This window comes from Phytohabitans houttuyneae (assembly GCF_011764425.1).
Classification (GTDB): domain Bacteria; phylum Actinomycetota; class Actinomycetes; order Mycobacteriales; family Micromonosporaceae; genus Phytohabitans; species Phytohabitans houttuyneae.
Window position 1 is genome coordinate 226986 of record NZ_BLPF01000003.1, and the last position, 16211, is coordinate 243196.

General features: G+C 72.8%; 12 protein-coding genes. 5 read left to right on the plus strand and 7 right to left on the minus strand.

The window, feature by feature from the left end:
* Window positions 1–199 precede the first annotated feature (199 nt).
* The 4 genes from Phou_RS36045 to Phou_RS36060 all read left to right on the plus strand — a co-directional run bounded on the left by Phou_RS36045 (window position 200) and on the right by Phou_RS36060 (window position 2666).
* A complete protein-coding gene (locus Phou_RS36045; RefSeq protein WP_173065585.1) occupies window positions 200–904 on the plus strand; it encodes an LPXTG cell wall anchor domain-containing protein in 705 nt (234 codons plus the stop codon).
* 88 nt (window positions 905–992) lie between these two features.
* A complete protein-coding gene (locus Phou_RS36050) occupies window positions 993–1298 on the plus strand; it encodes a hypothetical protein (protein WP_173065588.1) in 306 nt (101 codons plus the stop codon).
* A gap of 92 nt (window positions 1299–1390) precedes the next feature.
* The gene (locus Phou_RS36055; RefSeq protein ID WP_173065590.1) at window positions 1391–1996 is read left to right on the plus strand and encodes a hypothetical protein; all 606 of its coding nucleotides are present in this window, start codon (window positions 1391–1393) and stop codon (window positions 1994–1996) included.
* Window positions 1986–2666 carry a class F sortase gene (locus Phou_RS36060; RefSeq protein ID WP_173065593.1) on the plus strand — a complete coding sequence of 227 codons (681 nt, stop codon included), beginning with the start codon at window positions 1986–1988 and terminating at the stop codon, window positions 2664–2666. The genes Phou_RS36055 and Phou_RS36060 overlap by 11 nt, the downstream gene beginning before the upstream one ends.
* Window positions 2667–2709: 43 nt before the next feature.
* Here the strand turns inward: Phou_RS36060 and Phou_RS36065 are convergent, their stop codons facing one another.
* The 5 genes from Phou_RS36065 to sulP all read right to left on the minus strand — a co-directional run bounded on the left by Phou_RS36065 (window position 2710) and on the right by sulP (window position 12349).
* Complete coding sequence (locus Phou_RS36065) at window positions 2710–2895, minus strand: hypothetical protein (RefSeq protein ID WP_173065596.1); 186 nt, start codon at window positions 2893–2895, stop codon at window positions 2710–2712.
* Between the two features lie 143 nt (window positions 2896–3038).
* On the minus strand, window positions 3039–5783 hold the full coding sequence (locus tag Phou_RS36070; protein WP_173065599.1) for a SpoIIE family protein phosphatase: 2745 nt from the start codon (window positions 5781–5783) through the stop codon (window positions 3039–3041).
* A gap of 390 nt (window positions 5784–6173) precedes the next feature.
* Window positions 6174–9458 carry a tetratricopeptide repeat protein gene (locus Phou_RS36075; RefSeq protein ID WP_173065602.1) on the minus strand — a complete coding sequence of 1095 codons (3285 nt, stop codon included), beginning with the start codon at window positions 9456–9458 and terminating at the stop codon, window positions 6174–6176.
* Between the two features lie 387 nt (window positions 9459–9845).
* Window positions 9846–10370 (minus strand): GNAT family N-acetyltransferase, encoded by a 525-nt coding sequence (locus Phou_RS36080; RefSeq protein ID WP_173065605.1) that lies wholly within the window; start codon window positions 10368–10370, stop codon window positions 9846–9848.
* A 305-nt stretch (window positions 10371–10675) separates the two neighbouring features.
* Window positions 10676–12349, minus strand: coding sequence for a sulfate permease (sulP, locus tag Phou_RS36085; protein WP_173065608.1), 1674 nt, complete (start codon window positions 12347–12349; stop codon window positions 10676–10678).
* Window positions 12350–12427: 78 nt separating this feature from the next.
* Here sulP and Phou_RS36090 point away from each other — a divergent pair, with 78 nt between their 5' ends.
* Window positions 12428–13159 carry a hypothetical protein gene (locus Phou_RS36090; protein WP_173065611.1) on the plus strand — a complete coding sequence of 244 codons (732 nt, stop codon included), beginning with the start codon at window positions 12428–12430 and terminating at the stop codon, window positions 13157–13159.
* 730 nt (window positions 13160–13889) lie between these two features.
* On the opposite strand, the gene Phou_RS36095 is transcribed toward Phou_RS36090, so the two are convergent.
* Window positions 13890–14423, minus strand: a complete 534-nt coding sequence (locus tag Phou_RS36095; protein WP_173065614.1) for a hypothetical protein — start codon at window positions 14421–14423, stop codon at window positions 13890–13892.
* Window positions 14424–14589: 166 nt separating this feature from the next.
* Window positions 14590–16197 (minus strand): hypothetical protein, encoded by a 1608-nt coding sequence (locus tag Phou_RS36100; protein ID WP_173065617.1) that lies wholly within the window; start codon window positions 16195–16197, stop codon window positions 14590–14592.
* Window positions 16198–16211 lie beyond the last annotated feature (14 nt).

Sequence of the window (16211 nt, forward strand, 5' to 3'; positions counted from 1 at the left end):
GAGTGCGGTCGGCGCAGGTTCGCGGGTGCCGTGTTACTCGATTTCAGGGCCGCAGGCGGAGTGTGCCCGGACGTCGGGGACGTGCGTCCCTTCGCCTTCGGCGTCGGCCTGATCGACCGGTCGCGCGGGCGGCCCCCGGTCTGTTCCGATCGGGCGTCGAGGCGCCGGGTGGGCGCTGTCTGGTGTGGAGGGATCCGCGATGGGATCGCAGTGGGTGGGGCGGCTGGCCGCGGTGGCCGGGACAGTGGCGGCGGTCGCGCTGGCGACGGCGGCGCCCGCGTGGGCGGATACGGCGGTCGGCATCAACCCCGGCAACGTCCCGACGACGGCGGAGGACCACGACGACCACGGCTGCGACATCGGCGGCGGCCCGTTCGCGAGCAAGGACGTGTGGGTGTTCGTCCTGCCCGGAAACCACGACGAGGTGGGTGACTTCGTCTCGGTCACCGCGGTGTTCGGGGCGAACGGTTCGCTGACGATCCCGACCGACGGCGGCGGCATCGTGACGGACAAGGGCACCAGCAAGGCGTGGATCACCACTCCGGCCGGCTGGACGCTGACCGGCGCGACGGCCCAGATCACCGGTACCGCGGACAAGTTCAACCTCACGCACACGTGCCCGGCCGGCGGCGGCGGCAACGAGACGCCCACGCCCGGCCCGTCGGAGACACCGACCACGCCCACCACGACCGCTCCGGGTTCGCCGGGCGCGTCCCTCACCGGCCCGGCCGGCGGTTCTGGCGCCGGTGGGCTTCCAGTCACGGGCGCGGCCACCGTGTCGACGGCGGTCGTGGGCGCCGCCTTGGTGGTCGGCGGAGTCGCCCTCCTCGCGGTGCGCCGGCGCAAGGCGGAGTCCCACGCCTTCGCGGCCGCCGACACGGACGGGGACGGCGACCGGGGGTGACCGGCGGCGGGGTGTAACACCGGGGCCGCCGCCGGCGCCCTTCCCGCAAAGGGCCGGATGATCACCGGCGGGACGCGGGGCGGTGGCGATGACCGAGTTCAGCTTCACCTTCAGCTACGACCGGAACCGCCACCTCGCCTGGCTCGCCCTCGACGGCTACCTGGACGGACCCGCCGCCCGCCGGCTGCGCCGCATCATGCAGCTGGCGATCGGCGGGTTCGCCCCGCGCAAGCTGCTTGTCGACGCCCGCGAGCTGGTCCAGCTCGACGGCGCGTCCATCTACCGCCTCCTGCAGGCCGGCACGGTCACCGACCGGGCTGACTGCGACATCGTGCTGGTGACGGCCGGCGTGGTACGCGTGCTGCCGCGCACCAGCTGGCAAGCGGCGGCCTGAGCTTCCCCGTTCGACACGCCGGGCGCTGACCTGGTACTTCGCCCCGTGGACGTAGGCTCCTGTCGAGCTTGTCCGGATACGGGGGTATTAGGATGAAACGCTTCGGGACGCGGCTGGCTGTGCTGGCCGCCGCCGGATTCCTCGCGCTGTGGCCGTCGACCGCGGCAACGGCGGCAATGACCATCGACATCAACCCGGGCAACGTGCCCACCACGGCCGCGGGCTTCAAGAACAAGAAATGCGACCCCAACCAGGGCGGCGGCCCCATCGACGGCAAGGACATCTGGGTCTTCGTCCTGCCCGGCAACCACAACACGACCGGCGACTTCATCTCGGTGACCGCCGACTTCGGCGTGAACGGGTCGGTCACGATCACCGCGGCCGGCGACCCCGACAACTTCGACAACGGCGGCCCCAGCACCTCGAAGGCGTGGATCGTGACGGACGCCGGATGGACCATGGAAGGCGCCACGGCCGAGATCAGCGGTACGGCCGACAAGTTCAACCTCACCCACACCTGCCCTGAGGGTGGCGTTCCCAGCACCGGTCCGAGTGCGCGCCCGAGCGGGCCGGCGGCCACCGGTGGCGGTGGCGGGAGCACGAACGGCGGCATGGCGCTCGGCATCGGAGCCCTTGCCGTGGCCGGCGTGAGCGGTCTCGGTCTCGCGCTGGTGCGCTCGCGCCGCCGTGCGGCCTGACCGATCCCGCTCGCATCCCGCCCTCCAGCTCGGCTGGTGGGCGGGGTGCGCCGCCACCGTGCTGATGGCGGCCTGGGGCGTCCAGCAGGTGCGGGCGGCCAGCGCGGCGCCGGAGGGGCCGCCGCCGCTCGTCGCCGTCGCGCCCTCGCCGTCTCCGTCGCCGTCCGCCCGCCAACTCCGGGCGGTGCTGGGGCGGCGGCCGGCGGCGCTCGACCGTTCGGCACCGACGAAGATCGTGATCCCGTCGATCAACCTGCGCGCCGGGCTGGACACGGTGGGGCTGCTGCCCGACGGCACGATCGAGACCCCGCCGTACGAGCGGGCGCACCGGGCCGCCTGGTACCGCCTGGGGCCGGCGCCGGGGGAGCGGGGCGCGGCCGTGCTCGTCGGCCACGTCGACTCCAAGAAGGCGGTCGCCGTCTTCTGGTACCTCACCCGGATCGTGCCGGGCGACGAGATCCAGGTGAGCCGCGAGGACGGGCGCACGGCGCTGTTCACGGTGACGTCGATCGAGGAGTTTCCGAAGGCCGCGTTTCCGACCGACCGCGTCTACGCCGACTCGGACGCGCCCCTGCTGCGGCTGGTCACCTGCGGCGGCAAGTGGGACCCGATCCGCGCCGACTACCCGTCGAACATCGTCGTCTTCGCCACCCTGACCGGCGTCGCCTGACCCGTCCGCGGGTCGGGCGCCGCCAGGTGCGGCGGCGCGGTGGTCAGCGGGTCATCGGGCCGGCGCGGTAGGCGAGCACGACCACCGCGGCCGCGCCGGCGAGCGCGAGCAGCGCCATGCCCGCGGTGGGCGAGGTCCAGGACCGCCCGGCGTACGCGGTGGCGGCGACCGACGCGAACACCGCCGCGTAACCGGTGGAAGCCAGCACCCGCACGTACGAGAGCTTCACCGCCGCCGCCGCGGAGGCGGGGCGGTCCCGCGGCGCGTGAGGCCGCGGGAACGCACCCCAAGAAAACGCTCCGTTGCGCTCCACGTTTCCCCGGGGGCCCCGCGCAACGTCCGGACCACGACGGAGGTCGCGGTAGCCCGGATCTATGTCTCCGGAACCGTGATGGTCACGCGGGTGCCGTGGCGGCTGAGGTTGACCACGACGCGGCGGGCCATCTGGTTGATGAGGTCGAGTCCGCGGCCGCGCTCGCCGTCGGGGGAGCTGGCGCGCCAGCGGCCGCGGTCGTCGACCTCGACGCGGACCTCGCGGCGCCGGCCGCGGATGGCGGTGAGCGTCACGGGGCCGGTCGGGCGGCCGTGGTAGGCGTGCTCGAGGGAGTTGATGAGCGCCTCGTTGGCGGTCATCAGCAGCGCGTCGGTCTGGTCGGCGGAGAGCTCGTGCGTCACCGACCAGGCCCGCAGCGCCCGGCGTGTCGACGGCAGGTCCCTGACCGAGTTGAGCGTGAGGCGCAGTACGCCGGCCTCGTTGTCGCTCGCGGCCAGGCCGGCCAGCAGCAGGCAGCTCACCACGACGTCGTCGGTGGTCGCCGCGCCTTCGGTCATCGCGGTCATGATGCGGTCGCACCACACCTGCGGCTCGGCGCCGTGCAGCGACTCGGCGGTCTTGGCGAGCCGGTCGAGGCCGACGTCGATCACCTCGTCGCGGCGTTCGAGGAGGCCGTCGGAGTACCAGACGAGCATCGCGCCGTCCGGCACCGCGATGGTGGCCTCGGCGCGCGGCCGGCTGGCGAGCTGGAGCGGCTGCGAGCGGGCGTCGGTCAGGTAGCTCACGGCGTTGCCGGCGGCGAGCAGCGGAGGTGGGTGGCCGGCGCTGGCGTAGGTGAGGGTGCGGTCGATCGGGTCGTACTCGGCGTAGCCGACCGTGGCGTACGCGGCGCCGTCGATCGTGGTCGAGGCGGCGTCGAGGCTCTCCAGCACCTCGGCCGGCGACCCGCCGGCGAGCGCGGTGGAGCGGAGCACCTGCTGCAGCCGGCCCATCGCGGCGGCCGCGGCCAGGCCGTGCCCCACGACGTCGCCGACCGCGATGGCCACGCGGCTGCCGGGCAGCTCGAAGACGTCGTACCAGTCGCCGCCGACGTCGTTGCCCCGCTCGGCCGGCTGGTACGCGGCGCGCGCCCGCACCCCCGGCAGGTGCCCGGAGATCCGCGGCAGCAGCGAGCGCTGCAGCTCGTGCGCGGCGGTGTACTCGGCCTCGTAACGCTCGGCCCGGTCGACGGCCTGCCCGGCCAGGTCGGCGATGGTCTGCGCGAGCGAGGCCACCTCCGGCGTGACCGCACCGTCCCGGTGGAACGCGAACGCCAGCGCGCCCAGCGTCCGCTCGGCCACCCGCACCGGCACCACGAGCACGCCGCGCGTGTCAGCCTCCGCGTCGACCGCGGAAATCGCCGGGTACCGCTCGACGATCTCGGCCGCGGAGCCGAGCGTGACCGGCTGCCCGCTCTGCAGCACGTCCACCACCGGCAGCCGCCCCAGGTCGCCCACCCGTACCTCGGCCACCCGCCCCACGATCGCCGCCTGCGCCGTGCTGGTCGGGTAGATCCGCAGGTGGACGCCGTCGCGGTCGAGCAGCGTCACGTACCCGTGGTCGGCCACCACGCCCACGCCCTTTTCGACAAGCACGTGCACCACCTGGTCGGCGGTCGCCGCCACGGCCAGCCCGGCCGACACCTCCTGCAACGTCTCCAGCCGCAGCCGCGCCGCCACCTCCCGCCGCGACTGCGCCCGCGCCCGGTCCCGCTCGGCCACGGCGATGGCCAGCACCCACGCGCCCAGCACGACGAAAGCCAGGTACACCTGGAGCGTGGCCGCCTCCAGGTCCGGCTGGTCGGCGAGCGCCGCCCACGGCCCGCGGCCGGCCGCGCTCTGCCAGTTGGCCACGAACGCCATCACGAACCCGGCCGCACCGACCGTCGCGATCCGCCCGCCGAACCCGGCGGCGAGCAGGAGCGGCACCGGCAGGTACATGAGTGGCACGTCCTGCGGCCAGAACCCGATGGCGGTCAGCGCCGCGGTGGCCGACAGCACGAGGGCCGCTCGCCCGAGTCGCCGCGCGCCGCCCCCGGTGCGGGTTGCGCTCGTGTGGGTCTGGGCTGTGCTCGCGCTGGTCTGGCCTGCGCTTGTCTGGGTCTCGGCTGGGCTCGGATCGGTCTGGAGCATGCCCGGGTCGGTGTGTGCTGTGCTCGGCTCGGTCTGGAGTTTGCCTGGGTCGGGGTGGAGCGTGTTTGGGTGGAGGCGGAGCGTGTCCGCCGGTCCGGCGTCGGGTGTGCGCGAGCCGAGCCGGAGCGTGCCGAGGCCGACCACCGCGGAGCCCAGCGTGAGCACCGCGAGCCCGTCCCCCGCCCAAAACTGCGCCAGCGCGGTCCACCACCCCGCCCCGGACGTCCACGCGCTGGTGGTCGCACCGATGAACCCGCCGGCGAGAGGCCCCAGCCCGACCGCGCAGGCCAGGAAGACGGCCGCGTCGCGCACCCTGGTCAGGTCGATCCGCCCCGGCAGGAACAACCGCACCAGCGTTGCCCCGACCAGCGGCTCGACGGTGTTCGTGAGCACAAACCCGCACGCCGCGCCGAGCGGCAGCCCCTGCCACAGGTTGACGCTCAGCTCCACCACACCGGCCGCGCCGAGCACCCACCCCCAGTGCCGGCGCCGGGCCAGCAGCAGCGCGCCGAGCGTCACGCCGGCCGGCGGGAAGAACACCGCGCCCACGTCCGACGCGTGGAACAGCAGCCACGCGCACCCCGAGCCCAGCGCGTACCCACCCGCGACGGCCCCGACGATCCACACGGGCGCCCATCGCTGGCGGGCCCGGTCGTCGGCGGCGGGTCTCATGACGCACAGCCTCGCATCCCGCGCCAAGCGCGTCCGCCCCGAGGGGCCTGCCTAAATAGGACGCATATTTCCCGGTCCGCGCTAGCTGGTGGACGTTTGCTCCCGCGGGTACCGCGGCCCTCGGCGGCCCGCCGACCGCGTGGGGGTGTTGTCCGCCGACCATTCCGAGCAAGGCCGACCAGGACGCCACCCGCCGCAAGCTCGGCGCCAAGGGCGGCCGACCACCCGCCTGCGACCCGCAGATCTACAAGCAGCGCCACGCCGGCGAGTGCGGCATCAACCGAGTCGAACGCCGCCGCGCCGTCGCCATCAGGTACGACTCGCCGTCCGCTACGAAGCCACCTTCCACATCGCCGCGATCAACGAATGGTTCTGGCTTTGATACAGGCCCTAGTCCGGTGTGAGGCCGTGTCGACGTATCTGGTCGGCCAGGTCGGCCTGGCCGTGCTCGATGAGCATCGCGAGCCACGCCTCCGCTGCACCGTGAGTACCCGCCCAGACTTCCGCGCGAAGTTCGTCGGTGCGGCCATGCTGCCGCAGTAGGTCGAAGAGGGGCCTGTTACTGCCCTGGTCGCCGGCCTCGACCCTATTGCGGAGCAGGTTGATCGCGTCGTCGATGTAGCCGGCGCCGGCTAGTGACTCGGCTTGTTCGCGGGCGAGGAACCCCTCGTCGGCGTACCGCTCCTGGAGGACCATCAACTGCGCCTCGAGGAGGCGCCCGTGCTTGGCAAGGAGCAGCTGGAGATGAGTGTTGGCCCACGAGTCGCCGGCTTCGGCCCGGCTGCGCAGTTCTTCGGTTCTGCCCTGATCGAACAGCAGGGCGACCAGCTTCCTGGCGGCGTATTCGTTTCCGGCGTCGGCCCAGAGGCGGAGTTCGTCGATGCGGCCCTGGGATATCAGCAACTTTGCCAGTGCGTGCGCGGCGGAGCTGTCGCCGGTATCGGCTCGAGTCCGCAACTCGTCCAGGCGGTTTCGCGCGGCCAACAGCTCCGCAAGTTCGTACTGGGCGTGGTAGTCGCCGGTGTCAGCCCAGTCTCGCAGTTCGCCGACTCGGTCCTGGGCTGCCAGCAGGCGTGCCAGGTCAGAAGCGACGTGCTCGTCGCCGGCGGCCGATCGGGTCCGGAGCATGTCGAGCGCTTCGTCGACACGATCGTGTTTGACCAGTACTTTCACGAGTTGCCCCACGGCATAGGGGTTGTTGGCTTCAACGGCCTCGTGCAGCATGCCGAGCGCCTCGTCGACGCGGTCATATTCGGCCAGCAGCTGCGCTGATTCTATGACGGCTAGCTGGTTACCAGCGTCGACCGCGTCGCGCAGTATGCCGAGCGCTTCGTCGAGGTGGCCTTGTCTGGCCAGCAGCTCTGCGAGCGGCTGCCGGATATCTTCCTGCCGTGTGCTGAACTGGCCTCGGAGCAGGGAGATCGCCTCATCGAGACGGTCCTGGGTGGACAGTAACCAGGCCAGCGTGTCAGCGGCGTACTCGCTTCCGGCCGCGGCGGCACTGCGGAACAGATCCATCGCTTCGTCGATGTGGCCTTGCTCGACCAGTATGTCGGCCAACGTCACGGCGGCGAATGCGTCACCGCGACCGGCCAGATCACGAAGCTCGTTGATCCGGCCCTTCTTGCCTAGCAGCTTCGCCAGCTCTTTGGCGGCGGTGTGGTTGCCCGTGTCGGCCCATTGGCGGAGCTCATCGAGCTGGCCCTTCTTGCGTAGCAGCTTCGCCAGCTCTTTGGCGGCGGCGTGGTTGCCCGTGTCGGCCCATTCGCGGAGCTCATCGAGCTGGCCCTTCTTGCGTAGCAGCTTCGCCAGCTCCTTGGCGGCGGCCTCGTTGCCCGCGTCGGCCCATTCACGAAGCTCCCCGACGCGCCCCTCCTTTTGTAGCAAGCTGAGCAGCTCCTTGGCGGCAGCCGCGTCGTCGGCGTCAGCCCGCGCCCGCAGTTCGCCGACATGCCCCTGCCTGCGCAGGAGCCTCGCCAGCTCCTCGGCGGCGTGCTTGTCGCCGCTATCGGCGCAATCACGCAGCTCGTCGACTCGGTCCAGCTTGACCAGTAGCCTTGCCAGCTCCTCGGCCGCGTGCTTGTCGCCGCTATTGGCCCGATCGCGCAGCTCGCGCACGTTGTGCTGCCTTGCTAAGACGTGGACCAGCCCGTACGCGGCAACTTCGTCACCGGCGTCGCAGAGGCGTTGGTAGATCGGCAGTGCCTGGTCGTAGCGCAACCGGCGTTCGGCGTGGTCGGCCAGGCGTAGAAGATCGTCCCGGACCGCAGCGTGCGCACTGAAACCTTGCCAGGCGAGGGTGGGAATGGGTTCGGTTCGACGTCGGGTACTGAGGTGCTGCAGCAGGTAGTCGGTCACCGTGTACCCGATCATGGCGCGCTGGCCCGGACTGGGGGACGGCCGGACCAGTGGGGCGGTCGTCTTGTCCTGGGGGCGGTGCCGGGTGGTCAGCTCGTTCATCGCCGGGGAAAACCAGGCGTCGTCGGGGTACGGCGCTCTTAGGTAGGCACGGGCCGCCTCGCGAAGCAGGTCTTCGGTGAGCGGAGATTCGATCCCGACCCTGCGGGCGTCGATGGCGGCGTGCAGGACGGCCCGCTGGGTGTGGGTGGCGCGTTCGTAGCGATCGGTGAGTTCGCGGGCACCAGCCAGAGCCTCGGTGACGTTGTGGTCGGGATCGGCGATCGCGGTGGCGAGGCGAGGGTCGCGAGTGGCGAGCTGGGCGGCGGCGGCGACTTCCTCCTGGGTGAAGGAGTCGATCCGGATCTCCTGGATCCGCCGGTCAGTAAGGATGTCGACGGCCGCGGGGTAACGCGGTCGTTGGATGTCAGGGTTGTCGGGGTCGACGTCGTAAGCGCGTAGCGACGCCGCATACGCCGGCCACAGGGTGCCGGCGACAACCACCGGGGTGGGCGAGTCGAGGAGCCGGCGGATCGTGGCTGCGGTGATTGCTACCGAGCCGTCGGTGAGGTACGGGCCGGGCAGAAAGCGTTGCAGCTCGTCGAGCCAAATGATGAGACGCGGCAACTCGAAGGTGGCTTGGGCGATGGTGTTGACCAGGTCGCCGTCACCCAAGTCGGGTGCCAGGACGGCGAAGTCAGGAAGCTCCTGGCGGGCGGCCTCATACAGCAGGCGGGTCTTGCCGACGCAGGAATCGCCGACCAGCAGGAGGAACCCGCCGTCGGTGCGGGCGCGGCGCATCCACTGACGGACCTGTGGCCCCGCAGTGCGGTCGACGAACAGCGGCAGGTCAAGATCGGGCAGATCGGTGCGGCGCCGAACGCGACGCGGGGCAAGTAGCCGGCTCAACCAGCCGGGCGGTGCTTCGGTCGCGACAGGTGAGGGCGGGCTGTCGGTGGCGGGATGCACCCGCAGCGCGAGCGCTGTGGCGGGCGCCTGGCCAATCCTGGGCAAAATGATCCGCTGCCGGCCCGCGTGCCGGCGGAGCCGGTCGATGACCGCCTGTTCCCGGTCGGCTTCGGCGTGCCGACGGGCCCGCCAGCGGTCCACGCTCACCACGCAGACCCCGAGCCCGGCGGCAGCGGACGCGGCGAGCCAGGGCGGGCACCAGGCCAGCCACGGCGGCAACGTGTCGAGCTGGAGCAGGGCGACCGCGGCGGCCAGTAACACGCCTGCGACACCGGGGGCAACGGCTCGCCGCGGCCGCAGCCGCGTCACAAGGCCTCCGATGGGTCGGCTAGGGATATCGGGGTCGGGAACGCGCCCATTGGGTCGAGCGTCCAACGCTGGGCCTGTGCCGGTGCCCGCCGGCCGGCGACGCTGACGACCAGCAACAACCTGGGGTAGTGCCGCAGCACCGCAGCGCGCTCGTCGTTCAGATATTCACACATGGCGTCGAGGGCCCCTGGATTCACCTGACCGTAGCGGACCAGTCTAGTGGCGTCGGATGCCGTGTCCATTCATCTGGAAACACCCTCGTGCAGCCGGATCTGGCAGCCCCGCTTCATGAGCCATCCGCGCGGCGACCTGCACAGCCGTCGGCACCGGGGCGCGCCGGGTACCACGGGCCCGACCCACGGCAGCGCGGGCAGTAACGGTTCGCGGCTAGAGTGTGATCCAGTAACGGCGGATGGTCCCTCGTTCGGTGTCTCGGATGTCTTCCAGGACGCCGCCGTGGTGCTCAATCGTCCTCGCCGAGGCGATGTTGTCCACGGCGCAAATGATCAGCACCTGGTCGAGGCCGAGCCCTCGTGCCTCGTCGAGCATCTGGCCAAGCGCCCAGGTAGCCAGCCCGCGTCGGCGCGCCGACGGCCGGATGCTGTATCCGATATGGCCGCCGATTCGGTGCAGAAAGTCGTTGAGGTCGTGCCGCAATGCGATCGCGCCGAGCACCCGGTCGCCCTCGACGATCCAGCGGTGCGTACAACGCACTCGGTCGGCGTCCAGGGGCTTGGTTGGATCTGCCTGGTCAACCAGCCGGGAAACCCATGCCGCGAACCCAGCCGGCGACTCTACATCGTCGAACGGCTCCAGCCCGGAACCGTCCTGGTGGACGCCGACACCCCACTCGTCACGGGCCTCGATCCAAGCGGCGTGGAGGCGGACCGCGGGGACGATCAGTTCAGGCATGGCGCGACGGTACTGGTCCAGATCGCACGGTCGTCAGCTCTTGACCTGCATCGGGAACGCACATCTGGACGACCAAGCCTGACATCGTCCGGAGGCTTTTCTGCGAGCCATCCGCCCAGCCACACGATCAACGAATCCCCCGGTCTCCCGCAGGCCGGCCGCGACTCGGGCAACGCCGCGCGGGCGCGGACAGGGCGCTTCCCGGAAGGGTAGGCGCCGTCTTGAAGCATTTGTCAAGGCGAGCCTGGACTCAGGCACCCCACGAGCCTGCCGACTCGCCCGCAAAGAAATGACCAATACACGACCTACGTACGGCTCTCGCGCCACGCCTTGTACGCCTCGACAGCCGTCGGAAGCGTCGGAAAGATCAGATCCTCCCCGACCGCCGCACTGAGCCCAAACCTATCCAGATCGTCGCGCAGATCCTGCTTCACCCGCGCCAGCGCGAACACCACCCCCCGCCCCGTCAGCTCCTTGCGCAGCTGCTCCACCGCGTCAAGAGCGGTGGAGTCGACCTCGACGTTCGCCTCGGCATTGAGCACGAACCAGTCCACCGGCCCCTCCTGCCCCTCCACGGCGGCCAGCGCCCGGCGGCGAAAGTCCCCGGCGTTGGCGAAGAACAGCGGCGAGTCGTACCTGTACACCACCAGCCCGGGCACCGTCTCCGCCTGCGGATAGTCGTCGATGTCATGCATGCCGGCGAGACCCGGCACGAAGCCCTGCACCGCGTCGTGCGGGCGGGCGACCCGGTACAGCGTCTCGGCGACCGAGAGGCCCACGGCCACGAGGATGCCGTACAGGATGTCGAAGATCAGCACGCCAGCACAGGCGGCCAGCGCGAGCGCGAACTCGGTGTTGCGAAAAGCGGCCAGCCGCCGGAAGCCGGGCACGTCGATGAGGCGCACGGCGGCGTACACGATGATCGCGCCGAGAGCCGCGGACGGGAAGCGTTCCAGGAGCGGGCCGAGAAACAGCAGCACGCCGACGACGACCGCGAGGGCGACGAGCGAGTACGCCTGGGAGCGGCTGCCAGCCGCAGCGCCCAGCGCCGTGCGGCTGCCGCTGCTGCTGATCGGAAAGCCGCGCAGCAGGCCGGCGCCGATGTTGGCGGTGCCGAGCGCGAGCAGCTCCTGGTTGGCGTCGACGCGGTAGCCGGCCCGGTCGGCGAAGGAACGGGCGGTCAGCACGGTGTCGGTGTAGCCGACCACGAGCACGCCGACCGCGGGCAGCAGCAGATCGGACAGGTCGCCGAGGTCGGGCAGGATCGGCGTGGGCAGGCCGGACGGCACGTCACCGACCACGCCGATGCCGCGCGCCTCGAGGTCGAAAAGGGCCACCGCCGCGGTCGCGAGCAGCACGGCCAGCAGCGGGCCGGGCAGCCCGGGCAGCCGCCACTGCACGACGAAGAGGAAGGCCAGCACGGCGATCGCGAACAGCAGCGTGCCGCCGTGCGCGTCGTCCATGCCGCGGAAGAACGAGGCCACCTGCCCGAAGAACGTGTCGCCGTCCACGGGCACACCGGTGAGTTTGCCCAACTGCCCCGCCATCATGATGAGCGCGACGCCGGCCATGTACCCCACCAGAATCGGCCGCGACAGCAGGTCGGCGAGGAATCCCAGCCGCGTCGCCCACGCCACGAGGGCGAGCCCGCCGACGACGACGGCGAGGGTGGCGGCGAGCGTCGCGTACCGCGCCGGGTCGCCAGCCGCGAGAGGCGCCACGACCGTCGCGGTCATCAGAGCGGTGGTCGACTCGGGACCTATCGAGAGGTGGCGGGAGGAGCCGAGCAGCGCGTACACGGCGAGCGGCAGCAGGATCGCCCACAGCCCGGTGACCGGCGGCAGCCCGGCCAGGCCCGCGTACGCCATGACCTGCGGCACCAGGTACGCCGCCACGGTCAGCCCGGCCAGCAGGTCGCCGCGCAGCCACCCGCGTCGGTACCCGCGGATCCACTCCAGCCCCGGCAGGACTCTGATCACCCAGGCATCGTCGCATCGCGGTGGCCGGCCCGCGGCGCGTCGCGCAGCCGTGTTGCGCCGGCTGGTTACGATCGCGGGATGCCCGACGCGGTGTGGCGCACCTCTCACCCGCGCCCGACCTCGAGCCGAAACGGCTTCGGGCGGGAGCTGAAGGGCTTCACCCGCCCCGACGAGAGCGGCCACCGCTTCGCCACCTGCTGGGTGGTCGCCTTCGGCATGCCGATCGTCCCGGTCTCCCGCTGCTACCTGCGCGAAGACCGCGCCTTCACTACCGCGGCCCGGGGATTCCGCCTGCACAGCGCCGCCCGCTACCAGATCGACGGCCAGTCCCGCCGCCGCTGGACGGAGATCGTCCGCACCTACGCCTTCTGCTGGCTGCTCGTCCCCGCCATCGTGATCGCGCCGACCCTGGTGCTGCTCTCCCAGGCCGACCGCATCGTCGACACCGGCGCCGACGGCGCCACCGGCCCGAAGCTGGCACTCGTCGCCGTGTTCCTCCTGCTCCTGACTGGCTCGATCCTCGCCCTCAGCGCCGCCCTCGCCCTCTACCGGACCCGGTGGGCCCCGGTGCGCGCGGCCAAGTGGGTCGACCCCCACCCGACGCCCGCTGAGCCAGGAGACCTCCGCGGCCCGCTCCCGCGCCGTCGTGACGCTTTCCCCGGCGGATATGCCCCGGTCCGCGCCAGTTGCGGACCGCATGCTCCCGCGGGCACCGCTCCGGCCGGCGGCTCGCCAGGGCTCGCCGACTTCCCCGCCCTCCGCTGCCAAGTCCGCGGACCAAGCCCAACCTGCCCCGCCGCCCGGGCGTAGGCCCGCGGGAGCGCAAGCCCATCCGCGCAGACCCGCGTTTGGGATTGAAGCCACAGGAGCGTGGCCCAGCCCGCGCGGCCGGCTCGCGGCGGTGGCGCGCGTGAGCGCTGGCCCGGTGCGAGCGGTCGGCACGCGGCCGGCTGCTCAGGGGTGGCGCCGTGCGGGCGACGCATTCGATTGGAGCGTCGTGAGCGTGAAGCCGGCCGGCGTCGGCAGGCTGGCCCGCTGCCCGGGCGACGAGGCGGTGGGCGCCAGAGCCCGATCTGTCTGTGTGGGCGGTTGGCGGCCGCCGGGGTGAAGCTGCGGGAGCCCAATCCGGTCTTGGTGGCTGGCAGGTCGGGCGTGAGGCTGTGCGGGAGCGCATGCCCGGTCCGGTGGCCGCCTGATCGGGGTGTCGCGCGTGAGTGTGAGTCCGGCCGGTGCTGGCCGCTCTTCGGCGACGAGGCCGAGGGCGCCCCAGCCCGGTCCGCGTCGGCCGTGGATGGGGCGCCCAAGCCGGTGTCCGGGCCAGACACGTGCGCGGCAGCTTGAGCGTGGAGTCGGCCCCGTGCTGGCCGGTTGAGCTGCCAAGATGAGGCCGCGGGGCGCGAGTCCGGTCTGTGGTCCGCGGGTCGGAGCCGGACTTCGGGAGCATGTGGCCGGGCTCGTGTGGGTCGGCGGTGAGAAAGGCGGACCGCACGGAATGGGCAAGCTCGCACGCGTGCAGGCCGGGGCGGCGGGCGTCGTGGGCTCAGGTGTGGGTGCGCGGTGACTGGCGGACGGGTGATGGGCGGCGGCGCAATGCGGGCCGGGCCGGGCCGCGCTGACGGTCGCGGGTCGCCCACAGCAGCGCGGCCAGGGCGGCCGCCAGCAGCAGTGCCCAGCGGTCGTGCGCCGCGGGCCAGCGTGGGTCGCCTGGCTTGACGAACAGCGCCCACCGGGCCGGCAGCATGGTGGCCGCGAGGGCCAGGACCAGCACGGCCGGGGCGGCGACGACGCCGGCGGCGCCGTCGGTGCTGGTGCGTAGGCGGGTGGCGGCGAGCGCTAGGGCCACCGCGGCGAGGGTGGCGGCCTCCAGCGTGAGGCCGGGCAGGGAGAGGGTGTCGGCGGCGCCGTCCTGGGCGCCGGCGACGGTGATGGTCAGCAGCGCCGCCCACCAGGTGCCGGCGGCGGCCGTCGCCAGGGTGGCGCGGACGAGCTGCCGGGTCCAGCGCGGTGTGGGGAGTGTGGCCAGGCTGCGGGTGGCGGGTCGTCCAGCAGGAACGCCACGCCGACGGCGCCGCACGTGGCCGCGAGGCGGAGCAGGGCGACCAGGTCGACGTCGCGCAGCGAGATGGTGGAGGCGGCCGGGAGGGCGACGGCCAGCAGGCCGAGGCCGGCCGCGGCCAGGAACAGGTGCCACGGCATCGCCCTTGCGGTCGGCGCGACCAGGGCGGGCACGGTGCGCGCCATCATGCGGTGCACACCATGCGCTCGTGCTCGGGCACCGGCGGCGGCACGGCCACGCCGAAGAGGTCGCCGACCCGCTCGGTCGGTGTGGTGGCCGCGCTCAGCTCGGCCCAGGAGGCCAGCACGGTGGCGGCAACCTGGTCGCCCGGGCGGCGCAAGAGCGCGCGGACCACCGCCATCTCGCGGTCGGGCACGGTCATGCCCGGCGTCCCGAACCGCGGGTCGCCGAAGCTCACGCCGCCCGAGCTGTTGGCGTCGACCTCGCGCAGCCCTGCGGTGGTCTCCACTGTGGACTGACCGGCGAGCCAGCCGACCAGTACCGCGCGGGCGCCGCAGACGACACCGTCCGCGGCGGCGCCGGCGTGGGTGACCACCTCGTACGCCACAGAGCCGGCGAAGCTGATCTCGGAGCGGCCGTCGCCCCAGCTCGTGCCCACGACCACCGCGCGTGGGGTGCCGGCGGCCGCGTCCGCCCGCCGCCACGACTCGGCCAGTGCCGCGCGCTCCTCGCGGCTGCTGGTCGTGCCCCCGGCCTCCCACGGCCGCTCGCCGGCGATCCGCTGCCGCACCGCGAACGGCTGCCGTGCCAGGTCCTCAGGCACCCGCCGGAGGACCCCGCGCACCACCGTGTCCCACGCGCCGATCCAGGGTGTGAAGTCGGGGAAGGCGCAGTAGGTGACCGTGTCGAGCCGGCGGCACGTCTGAAACTCGGCGGGCCGCTCGACGGCGGCGGTGCGTGCCTTGTCGGCCGCGTCGTGGGGGAGCAGCTGCGCCGAGCCGGCCAGGACGGCGACCGACAGGCCGGCCGCCGCGACGGCGGTGAGCCGGCGGCTGCGGGCCCCGCTGGCGGCGAGCGCGGACACGGCGGCGAGGACGGCAAGGCCGCACACGTATGCGAGGTGGCGGCCGGCCGGGCGGGACATCAGGTCGACGGGGAGGCGCAGCGGCTCCGGCTCGGCCGCGACCGGCAGCAGCCACCGCAGCCAGGACTGACCCGGTGTGGTGGGCAGGAGCAGCCCGAACGACGCGACGGCGAGGCCGAGAAGCGCGAGCGGCGCGAAGATGACCGAGCGGACGAGCCGGGCGAGCAGGACGCCGGCCGCGCCGAGCAGCAACACCACCGCCGGGTAGAGCAGCAGCTCCCAAGGGCTGGGCCGGCCGGCGGCGGCGGGAGCGGCGGCGAGCACCGCGATCCGCAGGCCGGCCAGCGCGGCGGCCACCGCGCCCAGCGGCAGCACCGCCAGCAGGAACCCGCCGGTGCGCCACGGGTCGGGCAGCACCAGCACGTCGAGCAGCGCGTCGGCGTGGTGGCGGTGGGCGCGCAGGACGGCGAGGTTGGCCGCGACCATCGCCGCGCCGCCGAGCAGCAGCATCGCGACGAGCTGCGGGGAGGTGTCGGCGTCCTGGAGCACCGGGTGGCGGTCGCCGGTGCCGGTCAGCTGGCCGGCGGCCCACGGGCCGATGAACAGCAGGGCCGCCAGGATCACCAGCGGGTGCCGGAGCAGGCGGGTCGCTTCGAAGCGGGCCAGAGCGAGCATCGCCCGCCGCGGCGTCCCGGGCACCGGCGCGTGCGTCGCGGCCGGTCGGGTGTCGACCGCCGCCGCGCTCACGCCGCCACCTCGCT